Source organism: Thermosporothrix sp. COM3 (assembly GCF_059696735.1).
In genome coordinates this window covers 7,123,063-7,145,616 of the sequence record NZ_AP019376.1, presented here as the reverse complement: position 1 = coordinate 7,145,616, position 22,554 = coordinate 7,123,063, and the positions used below count along the sequence as shown (strand labels likewise).

General features: G+C 51.8%; 21 protein-coding genes. 9 read left to right on the top strand and 12 right to left on the bottom strand.

Going from position 1 to position 22,554, the window contains the following annotated elements; genetic code table 11:
• Positions 1-455: 455 nt before the first annotated feature.
• The 5 genes from KTH_RS30575 to KTH_RS30555 all read left to right on the top strand — a co-directional run bounded on the left by KTH_RS30575 (position 456) and on the right by KTH_RS30555 (position 5,914).
• The gene (locus KTH_RS30575; RefSeq protein ID WP_497622667.1) at positions 456-1,820 is read left to right on the top strand and encodes a pentapeptide repeat-containing protein; all 1,365 of its coding nucleotides are present in this window, start codon (positions 456-458) and stop codon (positions 1,818-1,820) included.
• A 197-nt stretch (positions 1,821-2,017) separates the two neighbouring features.
• Positions 2,018-2,785, top strand: coding sequence for a 3-oxoacyl-[acyl-carrier-protein] reductase (gene fabG, locus KTH_RS30570; RefSeq protein WP_497622665.1), 768 nt, complete (start codon positions 2,018-2,020; stop codon positions 2,783-2,785).
• A 214-nt stretch (positions 2,786-2,999) separates the two neighbouring features.
• Positions 3,000-3,872: a class I SAM-dependent methyltransferase gene (locus KTH_RS30565; protein ID WP_497622663.1), complete on the top strand. Its 873-nt coding sequence runs from the start codon at positions 3,000-3,002 to the stop codon at positions 3,870-3,872.
• Between the two features lie 174 nt (positions 3,873-4,046).
• Positions 4,047-5,033, top strand: coding sequence for a GAF domain-containing protein (locus KTH_RS30560; protein WP_497622661.1), 987 nt, complete (start codon positions 4,047-4,049; stop codon positions 5,031-5,033).
• Between the two features lie 71 nt (positions 5,034-5,104).
• Entirely contained in the window at positions 5,105-5,914 is an 810-nt protein-coding gene (locus tag KTH_RS30555) for a hypothetical protein (RefSeq protein WP_497622659.1), read from the top strand.
• Between the two features lie 50 nt (positions 5,915-5,964).
• On the opposite strand, the gene KTH_RS30550 is transcribed toward KTH_RS30555, so the two are convergent.
• From KTH_RS30550 to KTH_RS30535, 4 genes are read right to left on the bottom strand one after another with little or no spacing between them, the layout of a single operon-like run.
• Positions 5,965-6,582 carry an ATP-dependent Clp protease proteolytic subunit gene (locus tag KTH_RS30550; protein ID WP_111322522.1) on the bottom strand — a complete coding sequence of 206 codons (618 nt, stop codon included), beginning with the start codon at positions 6,580-6,582 and terminating at the stop codon, positions 5,965-5,967.
• A gap of 22 nt (positions 6,583-6,604) precedes the next feature.
• Entirely contained in the window at positions 6,605-7,039 is a 435-nt protein-coding gene (locus tag KTH_RS30545; RefSeq protein ID WP_497623305.1) for a metallophosphoesterase family protein, read from the bottom strand.
• Positions 6,945-7,343 (bottom strand): metallophosphoesterase family protein, encoded by a 399-nt coding sequence (locus KTH_RS30540; protein WP_497622657.1) that lies wholly within the window; start codon positions 7,341-7,343, stop codon positions 6,945-6,947. Before KTH_RS30540 ends, KTH_RS30545 begins: the two co-directional genes overlap by 95 nt.
• A 3-nt stretch (positions 7,344-7,346) precedes the next feature.
• On the bottom strand, positions 7,347-7,619 hold the full coding sequence (locus tag KTH_RS30535) for a hypothetical protein (protein WP_111322518.1): 273 nt from the start codon (positions 7,617-7,619) through the stop codon (positions 7,347-7,349).
• A 160-nt stretch (positions 7,620-7,779) separates the two neighbouring features.
• Between KTH_RS30535 and KTH_RS30530 the strand changes: the two genes are divergently transcribed.
• Positions 7,780-8,175, top strand: coding sequence for a helix-turn-helix domain-containing protein (locus KTH_RS30530; protein ID WP_111322516.1), 396 nt, complete (start codon positions 7,780-7,782; stop codon positions 8,173-8,175).
• Between the two features lie 70 nt (positions 8,176-8,245).
• Here the strand turns inward: KTH_RS30530 and KTH_RS30525 are convergent, their stop codons facing one another.
• Positions 8,246-9,271 carry a zinc-dependent dehydrogenase gene (locus KTH_RS30525; RefSeq protein WP_497622654.1) on the bottom strand — a complete coding sequence of 342 codons (1,026 nt, stop codon included), beginning with the start codon at positions 9,269-9,271 and terminating at the stop codon, positions 8,246-8,248.
• A gap of 24 nt (positions 9,272-9,295) precedes the next feature.
• Positions 9,296-9,676, bottom strand: coding sequence for a cupin domain-containing protein (locus KTH_RS30520; protein ID WP_497622652.1), 381 nt, complete (start codon positions 9,674-9,676; stop codon positions 9,296-9,298).
• A gap of 345 nt (positions 9,677-10,021) precedes the next feature.
• Between KTH_RS30520 and KTH_RS30515 the strand changes: the two genes are divergently transcribed.
• Complete coding sequence (locus KTH_RS30515) at positions 10,022-10,636, top strand: LysE family translocator (protein ID WP_497622650.1); 615 nt, start codon at positions 10,022-10,024, stop codon at positions 10,634-10,636.
• 67 nt (positions 10,637-10,703) lie between these two features.
• On the opposite strand, the gene KTH_RS30510 is transcribed toward KTH_RS30515, so the two are convergent.
• From KTH_RS30510 to dhaK, 5 genes are all read right to left on the bottom strand, one after another.
• A complete protein-coding gene (locus tag KTH_RS30510; protein WP_497622648.1) occupies positions 10,704-12,452 on the bottom strand; it encodes a peptide ABC transporter substrate-binding protein in 1,749 nt (582 codons plus the stop codon).
• Positions 12,453-13,091: 639 nt separating this feature from the next.
• Positions 13,092-14,876: a phosphoenolpyruvate--protein phosphotransferase gene (gene ptsP / locus KTH_RS30505; RefSeq protein WP_497622646.1), complete on the bottom strand. Its 1,785-nt coding sequence runs from the start codon at positions 14,874-14,876 to the stop codon at positions 13,092-13,094.
• A 138-nt stretch (positions 14,877-15,014) separates the two neighbouring features.
• Positions 15,015-15,416: a dihydroxyacetone kinase phosphoryl donor subunit DhaM gene (dhaM, locus tag KTH_RS30500; protein ID WP_111322504.1), complete on the bottom strand. Its 402-nt coding sequence runs from the start codon at positions 15,414-15,416 to the stop codon at positions 15,015-15,017.
• A gap of 25 nt (positions 15,417-15,441) precedes the next feature.
• The gene (gene dhaL, locus KTH_RS30495) at positions 15,442-16,074 is read right to left on the bottom strand and encodes a dihydroxyacetone kinase subunit DhaL (RefSeq protein WP_111322502.1); all 633 of its coding nucleotides are present in this window, start codon (positions 16,072-16,074) and stop codon (positions 15,442-15,444) included.
• Positions 16,075-16,276: 202 nt separating this feature from the next.
• The gene (gene dhaK, locus KTH_RS30490) at positions 16,277-17,278 is read right to left on the bottom strand and encodes a dihydroxyacetone kinase subunit DhaK (protein ID WP_497622643.1); all 1,002 of its coding nucleotides are present in this window, start codon (positions 17,276-17,278) and stop codon (positions 16,277-16,279) included.
• Between dhaK and KTH_RS30485 the strand changes: the two genes are divergently transcribed.
• Complete coding sequence (locus KTH_RS30485; protein ID WP_497622641.1) at positions 17,265-17,771, top strand: hypothetical protein; 507 nt, start codon at positions 17,265-17,267, stop codon at positions 17,769-17,771. The genes dhaK and KTH_RS30485 overlap by 14 nt on opposite strands.
• Here the strand turns inward: KTH_RS30485 and KTH_RS30480 are convergent.
• Complete coding sequence (locus KTH_RS30480) at positions 17,754-19,841, bottom strand: sigma-54-dependent Fis family transcriptional regulator (protein WP_497622640.1); 2,088 nt, start codon at positions 19,839-19,841, stop codon at positions 17,754-17,756. The genes KTH_RS30485 and KTH_RS30480 overlap by 18 nt on opposite strands.
• Before the next feature lie 537 nt (positions 19,842-20,378).
• Between KTH_RS30480 and KTH_RS30475 the strand changes: the two genes are divergently transcribed.
• Entirely contained in the window at positions 20,379-22,553 is a 2,175-nt protein-coding gene (locus KTH_RS30475; RefSeq protein WP_497622638.1) for a protein kinase domain-containing protein, read from the top strand.
• The last annotated feature ends 1 nt before the right edge of the window (position 22,554 follow it).

Sequence of the window (22,554 nt, the reverse complement as noted above, 5' to 3'; positions counted from 1 at the left end):
ATACCAATAGTACCGAAAAGGGATTCCCCATTCGGTATTTCAGACAGGTTTATTATAATATGGTTTTAGTTTTTTCGCATCGTATGCCCGCTTTATCCAATCAATTCGGTACGCTGGTTTGCCTGCACATTGTTGACCGCCGACCAGAAAGAGAGAAGGTCTGAAAGCATGTTGAGCGCCAGTGCTCTGTTGCTCATGAAGAGGAGGGAAAACACACAGGAGAGCGCCAGATGGAGGCCATCGTGAGACAGGAATCCTGAAAAACTGGCAGCGAGATGATATACAGAATAATGACACAGAATGATATACTATTTTCCAACGTCGCCCCGTAACCCATCTCTCTTTCACGAGGGCGGTAGCCAGAACAGCTCAATAACCAATATGAAGAACTAGCACAAAATGACAGAAATCCTGAAGAAAGTACATCCTTTAGTAAGCAAAAATGGAGCGATAGCATGGAAATGGTGATAGTTGGGGGAATCGTTCTCGTAGTGAACCTTGTGGTTCTTGCCGCTGCATACAAGCTCTTCCAACGGACAGCGGATAATATTCAGGCACAACAGCAAAGTTGGAAAGATGCACAAGAGGCTCGTATCCAGCAATGGCAGGAAAAGCATCAGCAGCTTTTTGCAGAGCTTGAGCGAACCGTCCTGACGCGTACACAGCGTATACAGGAAGAGTGGCACCTGCAACAAAAAGAGAACGAGGTAACGAAAAAACAGCTACAGGCCAGATTTGAAAAGGCAATCACCCAGGCCCGAGCAGAATATGAAATGGGACGCATTCCTCGTATCGAGGATGTGCCACTTCCTGTGAAGGATACAGCCCGCACAGAAAAGCCTGAACCACGCATACCGCCTATCGCCCTGCGCGGTGCGAACCTCTCTCAAAGAGACCTCAGTTCGCGCTATCTTGGGCATTGCGATCTACGAGATACGAAGCTTACCGAAACAAAATTCTTTATGGCCGACCTCTCATGTGCACGGCTTGAAAACGCGGACCTTTCTGGCGCAGACCTTTCCGGGGCCAACCTGACCTATGCGGATCTCCGTGGTGCAAAGCTGGTGAAAGCGAACTTCTTGACCACCGATCTGTATAAGGCCGACCTGCGCGGGGCAAACCTGCTCCAGGCACGTAATCTGTCGCGGGAACAGCTTCAGAGCGCTATTTATGACGAGCATACGCTTTCAGAACTGCTGGATGAGGATGAGGAGAACGGCACCACCCTCACCGGGATCAAAGCTGTTCGTCCTTCCCAGAAGCTGACCAGTGTCACGCCTTCACAGAAAACGCCCGCGCTCAATACACCAATCCCGCAATCAGCACTTCCCTCTTCTGACCTCGGACAGTCCGTTACGAAAGAAGAGCAGAAAAAGTCTGCCCCGGAGCCAACCCCAGCACCCTCATCCTCAGAAGATCGCAACGAAGCACAATCCGCAGAGGATGCCGAAAACTTTGATATTGTCAAAGAGCTTGAAGCGCTTCTGAACGCCGCTACTCCACTTGATCCTATTACAGGCCTGCCCGCAGCCGTTGAGCCAGAAGAGCAGCAGCAAGCAACAGAGCCCGAGCCGAAAAGCACCGAACAGGCTCCCATCGTGAAACAGCTTTCACCCTTGCAGAACGACCTGCTTCCCGATCTCACCGAATATGACGAGACCCCGGGGGATACAGAGTCGGCGCTGTCGCCACTCCTTTCTGATAGCAGCCTGCTCGATCTTGAAAAGGCCAACCTCTCTGAGGAGCAGCGTCAGGCTGTCTTTGTCAACACGCCCGGGGAAACCAAAGAGCGCAACACCGCTAAAAAGAGCAAGGCATAACGCTCCCGACACACTTCAAGGACTGCAAATCTCCTCTGACCACAATACAAGAGAGCGCAAAGGACAAAGAAAAGTCCTGCGCCCTCTTTCTCTTTTCAAGGAAAAGGGATGGAAGTCAGTGCGGTTTAATGTTACACTTGTTTAAGTTACCCCTGCAATACCAGGACAACATAAAAAAAACCAGAGGATAAACTAGCATGGGAAATGAACAAGAACTACCACTTGCAGGAAAAATCGCCCTGGTAACAGGAAGCGGTCAGGGCATTGGACGTGCAACAGCGCTTCACCTAGCAAAAGCCGGTGCAGATATCGTCGTGAACTATCGCAGCAAGGCACAGGCCGCAGAGGAAACAAAGGCCAGCATTGAAGCCCTCGGACGCCGTTGTATTACCGTACAGGCAGATGTCAGCCAGGAAGAGGATGTTCTTCGTCTCTTTAATACGGCACAGAAAGAACTCGGTCCCATTGCCATCCTTGTAAACAATGCAGGTACCACCAATGATAAGCTCGTCTTACAGATGTCTCTGGCCGATTTCGAGCAAGTCATTGACACAAACCTGCGCTCTGCGTTCCTCTGCACCCGGGCAGCACTGCGGGGCATGATGAAGGCACGTTGGGGCCGTATCGTGAATATCAGCTCTGTTTCTGGTCTCCTCGGCCAGGCCGGGCAAGCGAACTATGCCGCCTCTAAAGCTGGAATGATAGCCCTGACCCTGAGCACAGCCCGCGAAATGGCAAGCCGGAATATTACGGTAAATGCAGTCGCTCCCGGGTATGTACCCACAGAACTTTCATCCAAGCTGAACGAGCAACAACAGCAGGCGATGCTTGACGCGATCCCCTTAAAACGTTTCGGCACGGCTGACGAAATAGCAGTAGCAGTCTGCTTCCTTTGCCTGCCACAGGCCAGCTATATTACCGGGCAGATCTTGAGTGTTGACGGCGGAATGTCAATGCACATCTAAGCGCTATCTTAAAAGGTATAACTTCTATAACAGAGAGCCGCAGGCAACAGGTCTGGAGCATTTTCGTAAGAACGCTCCAGACCTGAAAATTTATTTTCTCCGATCAACCCAAAAAGAGGTGCACCTTTGCCTTTTTCTCTGAAACAATTTCGGCGGAATCGCTCTCTAATCTTTCAACGATGAACAACTTACAAAGGTAAAGGAGGCTACGCGCATGAGTCTCATTGAGACAGAAGAGACAAATAAATTTACGTTTGAGCCGTTCGCGGCCCATCCATTCTATACCGAAGTAAACCGAGCATTGGTCAAACAGGCACTGGCAAAGCTGGCCTCATATCCTCAGGATAAAAATATTACGATTGTTGATATCGCCTGTGGCACCGGTGCTATCTCACGTCTCATCATTGAGGAAATGCAGCGACTTGGCCGCCTCTCGCAACTTCAACTGATCGGGGTTGACCCATCAGCCGAAGCTCTACGCAGAGCACAGAAAAGCCAGGATGAAATGAACCTGGACGTCAAGACCCAATTTATTCAGGGCGATGCAGAGGATCTACCCGACATTATCCAGCATGCGGATATGGCCTTTTTCTGCAATGCCATTCATCTTATTCCCGACAAGCGAACGACTATTCAGAAAGTCGCCTCTATCCTCGGCCCTCAGGGCATTTTTGCCTGCAACAGCGCCTTCTATGAGGGAACCTATGTTCCAGGCTCCGAGCGCTTCTATCGCACCTGGACCCGCCGCGCAGTAGGCTGGCTGCGCAAGCAACACCCCGAATCGCGTCTCTCCAAAAACGGGAAGGCAACCGCCATGCAATGGCTGACACGTGAAGATTATATCTCCCATTTCCAGGATAGCGGCTTCGCTGAGGTTGAAACAGAGCAGAAGACAGTCGATATCTCGCTTGATGCCTGGAAAGATCTCGGCCAATACTGGCTCTTCATTGAGGGCGCGCTTCCCGGCATTCCGCTCGCCCAGGGTGCAAAAGCGCTGGAATATGCTGTCTACGAGGCCGGCAATGAACTGGGACTGACCGAGGTTCCTCGCACATGGCTGCAAATCGTTGGTGTAAAAGGTTCCTGACCATACATCCCCGGAGTAAAAAAGCATATCTTCTTCAGAGAGAGGCATGAGAGGACAACGCTGTCCTCATCCCCTCTCCTTTTTTTGCGAGGCAGTATCTGTTGACTTATGTATATATGCATGCTAATATGGCATAATAGAAGCTGTACTATATCACATAGGGAAACATGATCTATGGAAGAAGTACAAAACTGGCGGGACATATTACGAAAAATAGTCGAAGACAGTAAAGAAAAACAGCGCCTTATTCAGGCCCTTTCTATTTCCAACATCACTATGAGCCGCTGGATCAACGGCGAATCAACACCACGCCCTCCCAAGTTGCGCTCACTCGTCGGTCTACTTTCCCAGGACTATCGTGAGATGATGATTGCGGCATTGCGAGAAGAAAAAGGGCTTGGAGAATTTGTTAATCCGCTGGATGATGAAACTCCTCAAGATATCCCACCGGAGTTCTATGCGCAGGTTTTGTTGACGCGGGCCACCACGCCCCGACCTTTGCGCTACTGGTCCACCTGCGATCTAATCTTGCGTCAGGCGCTTTCACAACTTGACCCACACCGTCAGGGCCTGGCGCTCTGGCTGATCCGTTGTATGCCACCCTCTGGGCCTCATAAAAAGGTACGCAGCCTGCGCGAATGTCTCGGAATGGGAACTCATCCCTGGAAGGAGAATCTAGAGCCCGATGGCATGTTTCTCGGCGCGGAGTCGCTGGCCGGACACGTCGTCACTATGTTCCACCCGCAGATTGTTGCCGATCTTCAGGAAGAGAACACCATTACGCCACAGGTGGTCACCGAGAATGAACGCAGTTGCGCCATCTACCCGATTCTCTATGCAGGGAAAATTGCAGGCGTCCTCTCTGCTCTCAGTCAGCAAGTCGATTACTTCTCGGCCTACAATCGCAGCTCCCTGCTCCAGAAATACGCCGACCTGATGGCCCTTGCCCTCGAACCATCAGATTTCTATTCGGACGAGGAAATCATGCTCCATACCATGCCCCCACAGGAGAAACAAAAAAAATCCTTTTCTCGTTTCAGCCAGATCTTCCGCGACGTTCAACAGACCGTTCATGACAACGTACAAAGCGATCTGTTTGTCTGGCAACACCTGGAGGAAGAGCTACTAACACCCAAACAGGACGCACCAGAAGCGCATTGACAGAGCACATATCCAGGGTCTACACTGAGGGCAAACACGAAACCTACAACAGCACAAGGGGAAGGTCTGCTGTGGCGGTATTTGATGATTTTCACGAAACGCTCGACCCTCGCTGGACTCAAACCTGTCTGGGGCCGGGAACACTCTCCGTATCTCAGTCTATCCTGCGTATGATAATCCCGAAAATCGCCCGGGGAGAATACGCGGATGCCCAGATTGATGATTACGGTACCCTGACACGCGCGCAGTTTCCCTGGCGTCCGCCTCTGCGGATGGAGGTAACAGCTCGCGCCTCGCATCCAGCTGCAACGCGCACCAGTACCGAGGATAGCCCGCATATTCTGCGTGGAACAGCAGGTTTCGGCTTCTGGAACTACCCCTTCTCAGTTCGTGGGGATATTCTGATGCTTCCAGAGTCGGTATGGTTCTTCTACGCCTCTCCCCCCTCAAACATGGCGCTCGTGCCCGGCATCCCTGGCTGGGGCTGGAAGGCTCAGGTTATACACAGTATGCGCCCGGGAACGCTGCTGGCAACCCTCCCCACCGCACTGGCCACCGGTTGGGGTCTCCTGACAGGAAACGAGCGCCCGGCCTCACGCTGGCTTCAACGGCTAAGCGGCGCACAGGAAGCACTCCTTGATGTCGATATGACAGCCTGGCACACCTATACCCTCGAGTGGCACGCACAGGAAGCGCTCTTCCTCGTCGACGGGAAACAGGTCTTGCGAGCCTCCAATCCGCCAAAGCGGCCCCTCGGTTTCGTTGCCTGGCATGACAATCAATATGCGGTAGCAACACCTCGTGGCGTCCTGCGCTTCGGGAGTGTCGCCTGCGAACAGCAATGGCTTGAGCTAGATGTTATCCGTATCGATCCCCTCTAGCACAAAAAAGAGGCGGCAAGTGGTTTCTGCCTGCCGCCTCTCCCGATGCGTTACTTTTCCAGAGCCTCTACCTTGTTCGCGTAGGGAAGGATCTCATCAATGATGCCATATTCCTTCGCCTCTTCCGCGTTCATGTAAAAGTCACGGTCAGTATCGCGGCGAATGCGCTCCAATGACTGGCCTGTATGGAAGTTAATAATATCGTTGATCTCATCACGCCGACGCAAAATGGCACGTGCATGAATATCGATATCGGTGGCCTGTCCGCTCAAGCCCCCCGAAATCAACGGCTGGTGAATATGGATACGCGCATGCGGCATTGCGTAGCGTTTGCCCTTTTCACCTGCCATCAACAGAATGGTACCGAAGCTGGCGGCAAAGCCAACACAATAGGTCTCAATCGGGCAGGGAAGCACACGCATCGTGTCATAGATGCCCATACCGGCGTCAACTACGCCGCCCGGCGAACTGATGTACATGCTGATCGGTTTCTTACTATCCTCAGAGGAGAGATAGAGCAACTGCGCCACAATCAGACTTGCCATGTTCTCTTCAATCGGACCATTCACCAATACAATACGGTCCTTAAGCAAACGTGATAATAGGTCATAAGCACGTTCGCCTCTCGCAGTGTTTTCCAGAACTGTTGGAACATAGACGCTAGCCATAGCTGTAAGCTCCTTTTTTCATCTATTTCTCGGGTCGCCAATCATTCAGCCACCAATCAGTGTGAGGCATACCACTTGCCTTCACCGCTTTCTGTAAATCCTGAAGGTCGTAGGATACACGACGTAGATCAACCTGCAACGTTCCCTTTTCGCGGGTAAGTAAGGCATATTCAGCAAGAGCGGGATTGTATATCTGCCGTGTCTGCCAGTCATACGTATAGGGTAAACCGACACTACCAGGGTTCACGATTACCGAGCCCCGATACCAACGGTACAAGGAGCGATGCGTATGACCACCGGCCATAATGTCAGCTTGCTCACCCGCAAAGATACCGTCAAGCTCCTCATCCGACATCGGCGCCTCAACTCGCTCCATATTTGAGCGCGGAGAGCCATGAAAACAGAGTAAAGAAACGCCATCCAGTTCCAAACGGTAGACTGGCTGAAAACTGCGTATATACTCCTTCTCTGCGGTAGAGAGCTGCTGTGCACTCCCACAGATCAAGCTCTTCGATTCGGCGCGCTTCCTCATCTTCGGGCTGCTCCAGCGCAGAACGAAGAGCCCATTCGTCGGTATTGCCCATCACGACGGGACACACCAGCGCTTGAAGCCGTTCAAGGACTGCCTGTGGCTGTGGTCCGGTTCCTACCACATCTCCCAGACAGACAATCATATCAGCGCCACTCCGCTTGATATCGGCTAGAGCCGCATCTAGAGCTACCCTGTTTCCATGAATGTCAGCAATGAGAGCTACTTTCATGCACTATTCTCCCTCACGGACGAAGTAGTAGTATACTTTTCCGGCGCGCCCCTCGGTTGCGTTCAGAATATTGACGAGCAGCCAACCAGAGCCACCTAACTCGTTCAATGCCTCTTGATCCGGTAGCGCTTCTTCGCGCGGATCAAAGGAGAGCACACGATATTCCCAGTGACGCGGCTCACGCTCGATCTTTTCATACACTTTTGGAATATGGAATGTAGGGCGGTCAGGTTGCCCATTTGACATTAAAGAGCGTATACTGTTAGGAACAAACATAGACAGTTACTCCTTTTTCACTCACTAAGCTTCGCTCGTTCTCTGACTTGAATATAGCACGCGCATAGCCTATACTGATAGAGAAATTCTATGCTCACAGCATGCCTTTTTCTGTAGCAATGCTCAGAGCATAGCTTGTTATATAGAAGGAGGCGACAGCATGGCGGATTTACAGGAGATCTTAGGACGTGTCATCAGACAAGAACGACAAAATCGCCACCTGACTATCAAAGAGCTAGGAGACAAAGCCGGCCTATCTGAGATCTATGTTGGTGAGATCGAACGAGGCCAGAAATACCCTTCAGCCAGAGTGCTTGAAAGTCTGGCAAAAGCACTAGATCTCGATCTGGCAGATCTTCTGGAATACATGGCCGAGGAGATTCGTGCCGAACGCGAGCCTCAGGTTACCAGTGTCATCGGCTTCACGATCCCGAGTCGGAGCGAGCCACGTCGCGTGACAGTCAAGCGCCTGGTGAATATGCTAGATGATGGAGATATCGAAAGTGTGGCGAACTTCAGCGCCTTCCTTCTCTCCAAACATCTCACCCCGGTCTAATACTTTCTTCGCAAAGAGAGGTAGGAAAGATACTTCAATCCCTACCTCTTTTTTTCTGCTACCACATCAGTCAATCAACATGCAGGACGACCTTTAACGCTTCACCTGGATTTGCGACCAGATGAAACGCCTGCGGGGCCTCCTGAAGCGGGAAACGATGGGTAATAATAGACTCGGAACGAATCCGACCTGTACGCAACAGATCCAGCGCCTGGCGTGTCTCATAAGGGCCTGCTGAATAGCTAGTGCGCAGCGTGATCTCCCGGAAAAACAGATGATTTGGCTTGACCGAAAGCTCGTCAGCCGGAGGCGGAGGCGCAAACAAAAGCACAGTCCCCCCCGGGGCGACAAGATCAATACCCTGCTGCATAACACTGATCTTCGAGGGTGTCACGATCACAACATCAGGCTTGAGACCATCATTGACCGCTGCAACCTGCTCTTCTATTGACCCGTCCTGCGGATCAAACGCAACATCAATTCCGGCCTTCAATGCAGCCTCACGCCGATAGGCAATAAAATCAGATATCATTACACGCAATGCGCCGCGCATCTTCGCAAGCTGTCCGAGCATCAAGCCATTGCTTCCGGCCCCCAGAATCAACACACTATCGCCGGGGCGAATATTCGCCCGATCGATCCCGCGCACGCAGCAGGCCAGCGGCTCAACCAGCGTTGCCGCCTCATCAGAGAGTGAGTCGGGAAGGGGTAAAACGTCAAGCTGCACATTAGGAGCAGGCACCCGAATATATTCCGCCAGCCCACCAGGATAGAGGCGCGTGGCACGGAAGGTCGCACACTGTGAGAAAGCCCCGCGTTGACAATAATGGCAGGTCATACAGGGAACGTGGTGATGAATAAAGACACGCTGCCCGGGCTTGAACTGATCAACGCCCTCCCCAACCTGCACGATCACGCCGACCGGCTCATGACCGGGATAGAGCGGCGCACGGGGCTTCATATACCATTCCATCACATCACTGGCACAAATACCGCAGGCCTTTAACTGGACCAGCACTTCGCCCGGTCCGATTTCCGGCACCGGCTTTTCTACAAGGCGAACATCATCATTCGCATGATATTCAACTGTATACATATACGCTCAATGTCCTTTTTCCACTTAACGCTTCGCAGGAACCACGCAGAGGAAGCCAAATGGTTCATCCCCTACCGTAAAGAATTGATGAATCTCATTACCCGAGATATAGATTGCATCTCCCTCTCTCACCTCATGCTCCTCATCACCCAGACGCAAACGAGCGCGACCATGCAACACATAGACTCCGTGATCATGCGCATGCTCATCCAGTGAGGTATGGCCTCCGGGCTGAACCGCAAAATAACGCATATGAAAATGAGGTGAGTTCTCCTCAAAGCCGACTAGAATCTGTCGTGAAGCCCGGTCCGCCCGGCTATTATCGGGACCATATTCGCGAACTTCCACATCTTGCCAGCGGAATTCACCGTTCTCCAATCCCTTAAAGCGATGAATTGCACTCATGTCTACCCTCCAAACAGAAAATAACATCGTTCTTTCCTGTCATTGTACGTTATGATATGGCAACCTACAAGCCACAACAAAGAGATTCGCAACCTTGCTTGACAAGAGAGCATACATCCACTACACTTAGCTGAGATAAATAAGGGAAGAACGCGTATGCCTTGTCTTGAGAGAGCATATAAGAAAATAACACTGCATCAGCAGCAAAACCAGGCTTTGTTACGGTCTGGTTTCTTTGACATGCCCTTGCTCTAAAAGACACGCATTCAGCTATCGCCAGACCGGAACCACGGTCCTGGCGATTTTTTTATGTCCAAAAAAGCACAACAGAAAGGAGAAAAACAGGTGCTATCTTTCTTTATACAGGGGCTCTTCCTGGGCCTGACAATAGCAGCCGTCGTCGGCCCGATGAGCATTCTCTGTATGCAGCGAACTCTTGCCCGGGGCTGGCTCTATGGCTTTATCTCCGGTATCGGTATCGCCACAGCCGACGCGGTCTACGGCAGTATCGCGGGACTGGGACTGACGGCAATCAGTGACTTTCTGCTTCACTACACTTTCTGGTTCCGCCTGATCGGAGGCCTTTTCTTGCTCTATCTCGGCGTTAAAACGATATTCAAACAGATCACAGATGCCATCGAGAAAGAGCTAGCTGGCGGACATATTCGCGCCATGCTCACTACATTCCTGTTGACGTTGACCAACCCGACAACTATTCTCTCGTTTGCCGCCATCTTCGCGGGTCTGGGAGCAGGCTTTGACCAGGGGAACAGGTGGGGTGCGCTTATCATTATTCCCGGGGTCTTCCTCGGCTCACTCCTCTGGTGGGCGCTCCTGACCAGCGGTATCAGCTTTTTCCGCCAGAGGCTCAAGCAGCGCTGGCTTTTCTGGATCAATCGTGTTGCCGGAATTGTGCTGAGTGGCTTTGGTATCGCCGTGCTTGTCTCGCTCTTCCTGTAAAAAAGCGTCTCGTATCTGCAAGAGATACGAGACGCCTACCGTTTCCATGCAAGCAGAACGTTACGGTCTACTTGTACTTATCAGCATTCGCGCAGGGCTGCTCGCTGGTAATGTAGATCTTGGCCCAATCATCTGGTGGGGTGAGCGCCTGAGCATTGTCTTCAAGACCCTTGATACACGGCTTGCGCACCGTCACCGTCTGCCCCTGATAGATGGGCAACCAGGCAACGTCGTCCACCAATTTCTGCTCAATCTCGTTATACAGCTTCATACGCTGATTCTCATCAGCAGTAACATCAGCCTGAGCCATCTTCTTCTGTAGTTCTTTCTGCTCCGCTGCGAACTTCAACGAGCTATGGGCATAGTTGACGTTGTTGTTCTCGGAGCCTTCACCAAACTGCAAAGAAATCCAGTTCTGCGGATCAGGATAGTCAGCGATCCAGGAGACGCGCCAGATCTGCAATCCATTGGGGTTGTTAGTCGCGGCATCGATGTCGGTCAGCAGCTTGTTGAATTCTGTCTCGTTAATCTTGACAGTGATACCAAGCGCTTCCTTCCACATATTCTGCACTGCCGAATATTCTTGCCGTGCAGACGCAGAGGTTGAAGCGACAGTCAGGGTGACAGGCGGGAAGTTTGCACGGGTATATCCCTCTTCCTTCATCCCTTCTTCAAATAACTGCTTCGCTTTCTCTTTATCACCAGCAGGAGTAGAGACACCAGCAGGACCCTTCAGATCTGGATAGTATCCCGGCTGCCCGTCAGGAACAATGTGATTGGTTGGCACAACAGTATCTTTGTAGATGTTGTGCGCAATCTGCTCCTTGTTGATCGCAAGAGCAAATGCCTGACGGATTTTGATGTTATTGAAAGGTTTCGCGAGGTAGTTGATTTTATAGAACAGGATCGACAGGTACGGCTCGGTATGGAACTGTCCCTTCAGATTCTTCGCGCGATCGGTCTGAGGGGCAGGGACACCAGCAGTATGGAGCTGACCCGACTCGTATGCTTTATAGGCAGTATCGGCATTCTGATAGAAGTGGTAAACCACCTTCTTCAGTTGAGGCTTATCGCCATAGTAGTTCGTGTTGCGCTCAAAGATAATCTCAGCGCCCTTATTATATTTGGAGACAACAAAGGGGCCAGCGCCAACGCCTTCCGAAATATGGTCCGTCCAGCGATCTCCATACTTCTCAACAATCTTCTTGTTGACCACATAGGAGCTGACATAGGTCAATGTCTGTAAGAAGTAAGCCGCTTTACTTCCCGCCTGAATCACAACCGTGCGAGCGTCAGGCGCCTTCAGACTTGAACCGATGAGTGTCTTCACTTTGCCATCTTGCAGCTTTTCCGCATCCTTGATCAGACCGAGGTAAACGCCAGCGGTCGTCGACTTGGTGGCAGGCTGCAAAGCGCGGTCAATACTATAGATGACATCATCTGCGGTCAACGGATCTCCATTACTGAATTTCAGATCAGGTTTCAGTTTAAAGGTCCAGGTGACGCCATCAGGCCCTAACTGATAGCTTTCGGCAAGCTGTCCCTGCACTTCGAGCTTGTCATTAAGCTGTACGAGACCGGTAAATACCATGTTAATCGAGTCAATAGAAGGGGAATCCGTTGCGAGGGCAGGATCAAATGTTTTAATCTCGCTGATATTTACCTCTGGCATGACAGCGATTTGTTTATCTTCAGGGGCTTTATCAGAACCCTGACCGGGGGTCGCAGTGGACCCACCACAGGCGACAACGAGCACTGCCAGGAAACAAAGAAGCAAGGGGAAGCTTCGGCGTGCCCATGTTTTATACCGCAGCATAGACGAAATACTCCTTGCACAACGCGCGTAGCAAAAGCGATACAAAGACAACGGCGTTGCAGTATGGCTAGAAGAACTTCCTGTCATTGTACAAAATTGTGGTAAAAGCCTGATCGTATTCGCTTGGGACTTCTTCTGTATACCTGAAATATTCCCTATCTCAGGAACTCACGCTGTACCTCCAATCCCAACAAGATAGCTCATGAGTAACATCAGCGCGTTCTTTGAGGCCATAAAGCACATTCTTGAACAGATAGCTCTGATATTATGAATATACGTACTCAACAAAGCGAAACTCACATCATATCAGTCTTCAATTCTTCACCGTTTCGAGACACCATAGCAGGATTTAGAAAGTCAAAACTAGAAAAGCTCGTTTCTGAAAACAGTGCACTCCTGAAGCTTCCGCTATCAGGTATTCTTTCAAGAACAGCAGGAATAGAAGCGCAATCGCTTCCAGGGATTTGCAGAAATATGGTAGAGTTTGGAAGGGGAAAGGCTTAGACAGACGCAATTGCCTCTCCACCGATGAAAGCGGAGAGGCAAAAAACACAACTATATTTTCGATGTGGATACTTCTTCTTTTTACCAGAACGTGATACTCATATGCTCATCATACCCTGGCAACAGTACCCCATGCTATTCATTTTCAGCCAGTATCTGCTGAATATCGGCAGCGGTCTCGGCAGCCAGCAGTTTCGTCGCCAGATCCTGCCAATAAGTGAGGGGCTGTCGATGCAGCACCGCCTTGATGCGAGCGATAGACGGAGGCGACATGCTAAGCTCACGCACGCCCATACCAACGAGAGCAGGGGCAACCTGAGGATTGGCCCCAAGCTCACCACAGACAGCAACCAGCTTGCCATATTTCTGACCGGCCTCTGCAATACGCGCGATCATGCGCAACACCGCAGGCTCAACCGTGCTGAACATGCCAGTAACCCGGCTATTGGTACGGTCCACCGCCATCGTATACTGATAAAGGTCGTTTGCGCCAATGCTGAAGAAATCAACCTCACGAGCCAGTTCTTCAGCCATTATAGCCGCAGCCGGCGTCTCTACCATAATACCGAGGTGTACCTGAGTGGGAACGGCCTTCCCTGCCGCAACTATTTCTGTATGTACGGCGCTATAGATCTGCTTGACACGTCGCACTTCCTCGACAGTTGCGATCATCGGGAACATAATATGCAGATCGACTCCCGTTTCGCCAGCCGCCAGCAAGAGTGCTCGAAGCTGCTGCCGCAGGAGTTCTTCATGCTTGAGGTGAATACGAATACCACGCAGGCCGAGTGCCGGGTTAGCTTCCTGCAACTCCCCAATAATCGGCTCAAGAGCGGGAAATGGCTTGTCAGCACCAGCATCAAGCGTGCGCACAATAATCGATTTGCCCAGTTCGGTATTTTCGAGAAAGGCCTTGAACAGCGCCACATAGCTCTCAAACTGCTCTTCCTCTGAAGGGAAGACTGGACGTCCGCCGAAGAGGAATTCGGTGCGAAGCAGACCTATTCCTTCGGCACCGGCAAGCGCGGCGGTACGGGCAGTTTCCTCATCGCCGACATTCGCAAAAACCGCGACACGTGTGTCATCTGCCGTAGTAGCAAGTCGTGACTTCCAGACTTGCTCTTCCTGCGCCCGGCGCTCAGTACGCTGACGGCGCTGCTCCTGCATGGTCGCCTCAAATTGCTGCTGCTGTTCGGCGCTCAACTGTTGATAGAACAGCCCTTTTGCACCATCTAAGGCCACAATGTCGCCCTCATGTAAGCGATCAAGCAACGCGACATCAATCCCTGCCACAGCAGGGATTTCCAGCGTACGCGCAAGAATAGCCGCGTGGGTTGTTGGACCGCCAACCACAGTACAGATACCCAGGATCAGCGATGGATCAAGGCTTGCTGTATCGGAAGGGGTCAGATCCTCAGCCACAATAATCACAGGTGAGGTCGGAGCCAGCTTCTGCGAGGCTGTCCCGGTCAACTGCTGAACGACATGGTTCACCGCATCCTTCACATCTTTGCTTCGAGCCGAGAGCAGCTCATCATCCAGTGCGGCAAGCTGCGCCGCATACTGTTCAGCAACCTGTTGCAGCGCATATTCAGCTGAATAGTGCTGCTGTGAGATCAGCTCTTCCACAGAAGCAAGCAGATCAGGATCCTCCAGCATCATCTGATGGGCCTCAAAAATACCAGCCTCCTCCTGACCCACATTCTGCGCGACATGCCTGGACAGCTTTTGTATCTCTTTTAAAGCAAGATCCAGCGCCGAATGCAGCCGCTGCAACTCATTTTCAACCTGATCCTCTGCAATCGTTGTTTCAGTAATAACCCGTGCCGTTACCTTATGCACCAGTGCAGGACCAACGGCTATACCCGGTGAAATTGCCACTACTGACAGTGGATTCGTCACATCATTTTCCTGTATCATGCTTCATTGCCTCCTCATCACGCCATGCTTTTGCCAGAACGCCAGCATAGCGAACACGGAGACCGATCTATCTCCTGTATCGCGGTTTTCAGCTTTCTTCAAACGTTCCGAGATAGGCGCGACAAAGATTTGTACTTTCTAGTCAGAATGTTTTGGGAGCAAATGAGCGCTCTCCGCCGCTGTATTCACTTCGTCCAGGCTGCTCCCTGTAGCGGATTCAACAGCAGCAATGACGGCTCCCTCAACCAGCGGTGCGGAGCTAATCACGACACGATGAGAGCTCTCGGCTGCAAACATCTCAACAGCCATTTCAGCCGTCATCACGGCGCTCCCCAGATCGAGCAGAATCACCACTCCATCAGGACTATCAGCCTCACGTAATGCCGCGACTACTCGATCAACAGACGTGCCAAGCGAGCCGTCGGGCATACCACCCGCAGCGACGATTGCTACTTTTCCCTGGGCCATCTGTCCAGCCAGTTCAACCACGCCCTCAGCCAGGCGGGCACTATGAGATACAATCACAATTCCTACGGCCATGCCTTTACTCCTTCAGGGGTAGACGTTATTGCCCCATCGTGTCAGAGAGAGTCTTGAGAATAAGCCAGCACGAGGTAGCTCCGGGGTCTTGATGACCAACACTCCGTTCACCAAGATAGCTTGCTCGTCCTTTGGTCGCCTGTAACGGGATGGTTTTCTTCATCCCTTCCTCGGCGGCAGCACAGCAACGCTGCAACAACTGTATCAGATCACATTTCGCCTGCACTGCTTCATGGGCGGCTTCCACAGCCGGAGCAAGAGCATCAACCATCGTTTTCTCGCCCGGTTGGGCTTTTCCCCGAGCCTTGATTCCCTCAAGTGCAGCATCAAGCATGGCAACAACATCGGCCTCATCCAGCTCATGCTTTCCGGCGGTAGCCATACCGGCGCGCAGAAAAGCTGTACCATATAATGGACCGCTTGCTCCCCCTACTGTCGAAACCAGTGTGGTGCCAACCGTCTTGAGGATTGAGCCAATGTCCATACTTGCGACGGCGGGTAGTTTCTCGGTGACCGCTTTAAAACCACGGTCCATATTGATACCGTGGTCGGCGTCTCCAATAGCGGCATCAAGCTGAGTCAGATAGTCGCGATTTTCATGCAAGGCATCGGCAAGACGCTGCAACCAGCGCAACGTGTCATCTATTGTAATCGGCATGTTCCTCCCCCAAATAAACAGTAATAAGATGTTCGTCTCTGACTTCTCAGGCATGGCCTCCGAATTCTGTAGGGTATCTCAGCGTACTTTGTCGCACCCTATCCATGATACGGAATGCTTCTATTGTACACCGCTTCACGCAAAAAGAGAAAGAGCCCCTGCTAGCCCGAATATCAAGACGAACATCCGCTCATTTCACCCGCTACATACCCCAACGCAACGCCGCTGTATGGACAGGTGCATCCCAGTAACGGATCATATCATCATCCAAACGCAGTAGCGTGATCGAGCAGCCCGCCATTTCCAGCGAGGTAATGTAGTTGCCGACCAGCGAGCGAGCAATTGAAATATTCTTCCCTTTCAGGATCTTTGCAAGCTCGTTCGCCACAACGTACAGCTCGATCAGCGGTGTGCCACCCATGCCGTTCACAAACGCCAGCACGCGCTCACCTGCTTTCAAGCCAAGATCGCTGATAATTGGAGTAGCGAGCATCTCTGTAATTTCAGCCGCTGAGGCCAGTTTGACGCGACGGCGCCCCGGCTCGCCATGAATGCCTATGCCGATTTCCATTTCATCTGCACCAAGCTCAAAGGTCGGCGACCCCTTTGCGGGAACCGTGCAGGAAGTCAGTGCCATGCCCATGCTGCGTCCCTGATTGTTCACCCGTTGAGCCATCTCAGCAACAGCCGCCAGAGGAGCACCCGCTTCGGCCATACCCCCTACAATCTTTTCCAGCAGGACGGTTACCCCCACACCACGACGTCCGGCAGTATAGGTGCTATCCTGTACGGCCACATCGTCGTTTGTTACCACGCTGGCAACCTCGATCCCCTCCGCCTGTGCCAGCTCTGCCGCCATCTCAAAGTTCAGAACGTCCCCGGTATAGTTTTTCACGATATGAAGGACACCCGCCCCACCATTGACCGCCTTTGTTGCCGCTAACATCTGATCGGGAACCGGAGAAGTAAAAATCGCTCCGGGACATGCTGCATCGAGCATCCCATGTCCGACGAAGCCACCATGCATTGGCTCATGCCCACTACCACCACCAGAAATAACACCTACTTTGCCCTGAAGCGGGGCATCTGCTCGTACAATGATCTGGTTTTCCAGATCAACCCGCACGAGATCTGAGTGCAGGGCTGCCATCCCTTCGAGCGCTTCTTTGACTACATCTTCTGGCTTATTAATGAGCTTCTTCATCGAGCAATCTCCTTTGTTTACTCTGGCTGCTTTTTGTCTTCCCTCACGCCGCTGCGCATATGCTTTTACAACAAACGGACAAGCGCAGCAAGAACAGGGAAGAAGATCTATTTTAACAAGTACAGTTTACGCCATAATACCGTCTTTGGCTATATCTGAGCGGACCCAGGGCGTTATTTTTCAGCTCAAAGCGCCTCTTCTGCAAAAGGCAATTTTTCCTGCGCTCTACACAAGGAACAGAGCCACGCAAGCAGATGGAATACTGTATCTGCTCTCTCTTTTTCTTCCCTGCAATTTTCATGCCAAACTCAACAGCAAGCGAGGGAAAGATTTCTTCCCGGTACTTCAACAGCCAGTTGAGCTTCTCTTTTGCAGCAGGCTTTTCTCCTGGAAGAGCTGTTCCAAAAATGAAACAGGAAGATGCAATCCTGCAACACTTCCAGCATACGATGTTTCTAAAGTGAAACAGGCTGCCTCACATGCTGGCCCGTAGCTTTTCAGGAGTCAGGCCATACTTCACCATCTTCCGCCACAACGTGGTACGGCTGATACCCAGGGCAACCGCGGCTCGGGTTGCGTTCCCCTCACACCGCCGCCATGCCTGAACGATCGCCTCTATCTCCGCCTCATGACTGCGCTCTTTCAACGAATGTCCGACAATATCAGGATGTGCCTCCTCTGCTGGTGTAGTTTCTTCCTGCCCGTTATCAGTCTGTTGTGTGGTGTCAAGGTGACGGAAAAAGGGAGGCAAATCCGCTACAGTGATGACGGAATGTTGGGCCAGATAGGTCGTACGCTCCAGGGTGTTCTCTAGCTCACGCACATTGCCCGGCCAGGAATACGCGCAAAGCCGTTCAAGCGCCTCCTGTTCTATCATAAGCGAACGCCCAAGCACACGGCTCTGACGTGAGAGGAAGTATTGCACCAACAGAGGAATATCGCGCTCTCGCTGGCGCAGCGGGGGAATCTCAATTGAAAGGACATTCAGCCTGTAATAGAGATCAGAGCGGAAATTTCCCTTCTCGACCTCGGCACGCAGATCCTTATGAGTGGCCGCGATGATACGTACATCAACATTGATAATACGCTGACCGCCGATACGCATAATCGTACGCGTCTCCAGAGTTCGTAGCAGGCTGGTTTGCAGCTCAAGCGGCATATCGCCTATCTCGTCCAGAAAGAGTGTCCCTCGATGAGCCAGCTCGAATTTTCCCGGTCGTCCCTGCCGATCCGCGCCGGTAAATGCGCCCCCCTCATATCCAAATAGCTCAGTTGTAATCAGCTCCCGTGGTATAGCGGCGCAATTGATCGCGACAAACGGCCCATCAGCCCGAGCGCTTGCATTATGAATGCTCTGGGCAAAGATCTCCTTCCCGGTTCCAGTTTCACCATGCAGCAACACGGTTGCATTACTATGGGAAGCTATCTGCGCATGGCGCACCGCTTCCCGCAAGGCCGAACTCTCCCCGATCAGATTCGCGAAGGTCATATGCGCCCGCGCTCCCGTCATGCGATGAACCAGTTTTTGCACGCCCTCAATACTGCGGAGGATCAGCATAAAGCCATCGGCCTGTACAGGCTCCTCAAGCACCAGCCAGCCGACATCGCTTCTGGAAGACATCACCGGGTTTCCGGTATTGCCGGTAATGCGCTTCAATGTACAAAGAAATGGGGTGCGTCCACGCACCGTCTCAAACACAATCTCCTCATCCAGCAGCGAGCCTCCAGGGTGCAGGGCTCGTGCCAGTACAGGAGGCACATGCAGCACATCCTGCAACTTTCGACCCATCACCCGCTCAGGAATCAGGCCAAGCATCATCCCGGCAGGCGCATTCATCTGGGAGATGATACCATCATCGCGAATCAGCAAAATACCATCGGCCAGTGTACGTAAAATAGTACGCAGCTCGGAAAGCAGGGTATTGGTGTTGGTTAACCAGGATTGCATCTGGAGTTGATTACTGATCGCCTGGGCCGCAGCCGTCACCATGCCCAGTGTATGGATATGGCTGCACTGGCGGGGTCCAATCACAGCCAGCACACCGACGGCCTGTCCGAGCACCGTATGGACCGGAGCAGCCGAAGAGTAAAAAGGATGCAGCAGGGAGCAAAAGTGCTGCGCGCCACTCACCTGAATGGGGAATGATTCAAGCAGGGCAAGAGCAAGAGCATTTGTTCCCAATATCTCCTCTTTCCAGCTTTGTTCATTAAAGAGTCCCCGCTGACGAAGCTCCTGTAGCAGTTCCTCATCACCAACGACATCAACAATTCGTGCCTCCGTATCAGCAAACGCAACCACACATCCAGACCCCTCAATAAACTGGTATAGATCTTCCAATGCCGGTCGCACCAGAGAGAGCAAAGCCTGACCTTCTCCCTGCTCCTGATGCGATGCAGGGTACATGGACGCATTCACCCCCATCGATAAATAGGGGTCCACACCCATAGCCGCACAGCGACGCCATGAAAGCTGCACCACATGAGGAAGTACATCTTCTGCCATTTCACCACACGCAATAAATTGCTGCCAGATAAGTTGATAGTCCTGTACATTCCCTTGCATGCGCTTTTTTCCTTATCACAATGATCAGACGAACCATAATTGAAGGCAGTATAGCACATCTGGTCTATACCAGCTTTCATTGCTCCTTGCGCAACACCTGACCACTCTATACGCAATATGAGAGTTCTGGCCTATCCTCCTCCCACCCTGATTCCCATCGAGTTTCAAGTGAGGAGAAACGTATTATCTCCATTCACAACAGATAGCAACTGTTTTCAATTTGCTGCTTGACAATTTCCCTGACGCAAGCCTACCATAATTCAAGACACCGAGCATACCCGAGAGCAGGGAAGGATATCTTTATTCATACCTGTCAATCCAGAGACATTCTATAGAACCAGATAGAACTTGCCTGTTCTCCTGACAAAGCAACCGCAGAAATATCAGGGCGCTTGCGAAAACGGATGAGGCTTACTACAATAAAGGCTATGTACAAACAGGCCGCGCGTTTCAGAGAAGCCTCACATAGCCCGACGCCGTACCCGAAAGCAAGCATCATACTATCCGCTGACACAAAGAGAGAGCAAGGAAACATATATGATCCATGATAGTGACGAAATACAGCAGACAAACCGAGTATTTGGACGCTATCAAGTTATCAGACGTATCGGGCGCGGTGGCATGGCTGATGTCTGGCTCTGCAAAGATCCATTCTTACAGCGCCAGGTCGCGATTAAGACGCTTCCGCCACATCAGCCCGGGAATACAACCTTTAGCCATATTTTCAAAAAAGAGGCCCAGGCCGCAGCAGCGCTTAACCATCCACATATTGTTTCAGTTCATGACTTCGGCGAGCAGACGCTTGCAGATGGCCGAATCGTGACCTATATCGTTATGCCATATATCGCCGGTGGTGCGCTCTCCGATCTTCTTGAAGCGTTGAAACAAGAGGAGAAATTATTACCTACCGCCACTGTCCTTACCTACTTATCACAGGCAGCTCAAGCCATTGATTATGCCCATCAACAGGGGCTGGTCCACCGCGATATCAAGCCAGGCAATATGCTTTTGCGCGATAAAAACTGGTTGCTCCTGACCGATTTTGGTATTGCCTATCTTCTTGAAGCCTCGCTCGAAGAATCCGCAACCAAACAACAAACAGGGATCGGCTTTGGAACCCCTGATTACATCGCTCCCGAACAGGCGCGCGGTCAGGCTGTTCCTGCTAGCGATATCTACAGTCTGGCGGTAGTCGCCTATCAGCTTTTCACCGGGCGCCTGCCATTTGTGGCTGAAACTACCTATGCAACGATCATGCAGCATATCACACAGCAGCCACCCCTTCCAAGCCAGTTCAACGCGCTCATCTCTCCGGGCCTGGAAAAAGTGCTCTTGCAGGGCATGGCAAAACAGCCAGGGGAGCGCCCCGCTACAGCCGAAGAGTTCGTTCAGAACATCAAGCAAGCCGTTGCCTTGATTCCCGACGAGGTCACAATAAACCATCCGTTGACAGCCGAGACCACTGCGAAGCCATCAAAGCTGGCATTGTCACGCCGTCAGCTCCTGATTGGTGGAGGCATTGCAGGAGCAGCAGTGCTTGCAGGTGGCGTTACTGGCTGGCAACTCCTCACTCAAACAATGCACCTACCGCCATCTCCCGGGCCAACCCCACAGCCGACGGTTGATCCTGCCGCGCCGACCATTCAGCAAAAGTTTCTGCATGTATCAGATATCTTTTCTCTGGACTGGTCCGCTGACGGTCGGTACATTGCAACTGCTGGAACAGAAGGTGTCCTAAAAGTCTGGGAAGCGCAAACATTGTTACAGGCAGACAGACACGATCCGGCCCCCATTGCGACAAAAAATGTATTTACAATGGATTTTCAGATCGCATGGTCGCCCGATGGAAAATGGCTCGCGCTCTCCCAAAGAGGGAGCCCTTCCAACAAGGAAGACATATCACTCATGACCTACGGAATTTATACACCCGCATTGCGTGAAGCTCCTGACTTCGGGTCCCCGGTTGAGTTCCATGCTCCCACAAAAGCGATGACCCTGAAAACGGATGCTTTTGTCTGGCAGGGCAAGTACCTTGTTGGTATCAGTACGCTCGACAACGATATCACCAATTCTCGCGAGACGCTCTTTGTGGCAGAAACAAACCGGTCCCGCCATACCTGGGGCAATATCCCTGTGACCGGTGGCTATATCTCGGCACTCTCATCATCCTTCCCGACGGTCGCTTGCAGTAGTGTCAGCAAAGACCCACTTCTTGCTATCGCTCGTAACCAGGATATCGGGATAGGACAATTTCGCCTTGATTCAGCCAAAAAGCCCCAATGGCAGCAGCGCTTTAGTCTGAAAGATCCCGAACAAGGCTACAACGGCGATTGGGATAGCGTTTCTTTTACGCCCGATGGCAAATGGCTGGCAGGAAACTATATACTGGTCGAGCCCACAATACTGATCTGGGGCCTTCCCGATACAAAGGTGAAGTATCGCCTCTACAGCAAAAAAGATGATAAGCTGATTTCTATCGCGCTCTGTCCGGATTCGCGTAAGACATTGATCGCAGCATGTACCCAACGGGGGAAAGTGCTGGTCTGGGACTTTACGAAAAGCAAGCAGCAACCGCTTACGCTCCATCCCGAGTTTGAAAAGAGCCCCAGAACGCTGACGTGGTCCCCGGACGGAAAGTGGCTTGCCGTAACGTATAAGAACGATAAGAATTCCAGTATCTTCTTCTGGAAGATAGAGGGACGAGGGATCTGAT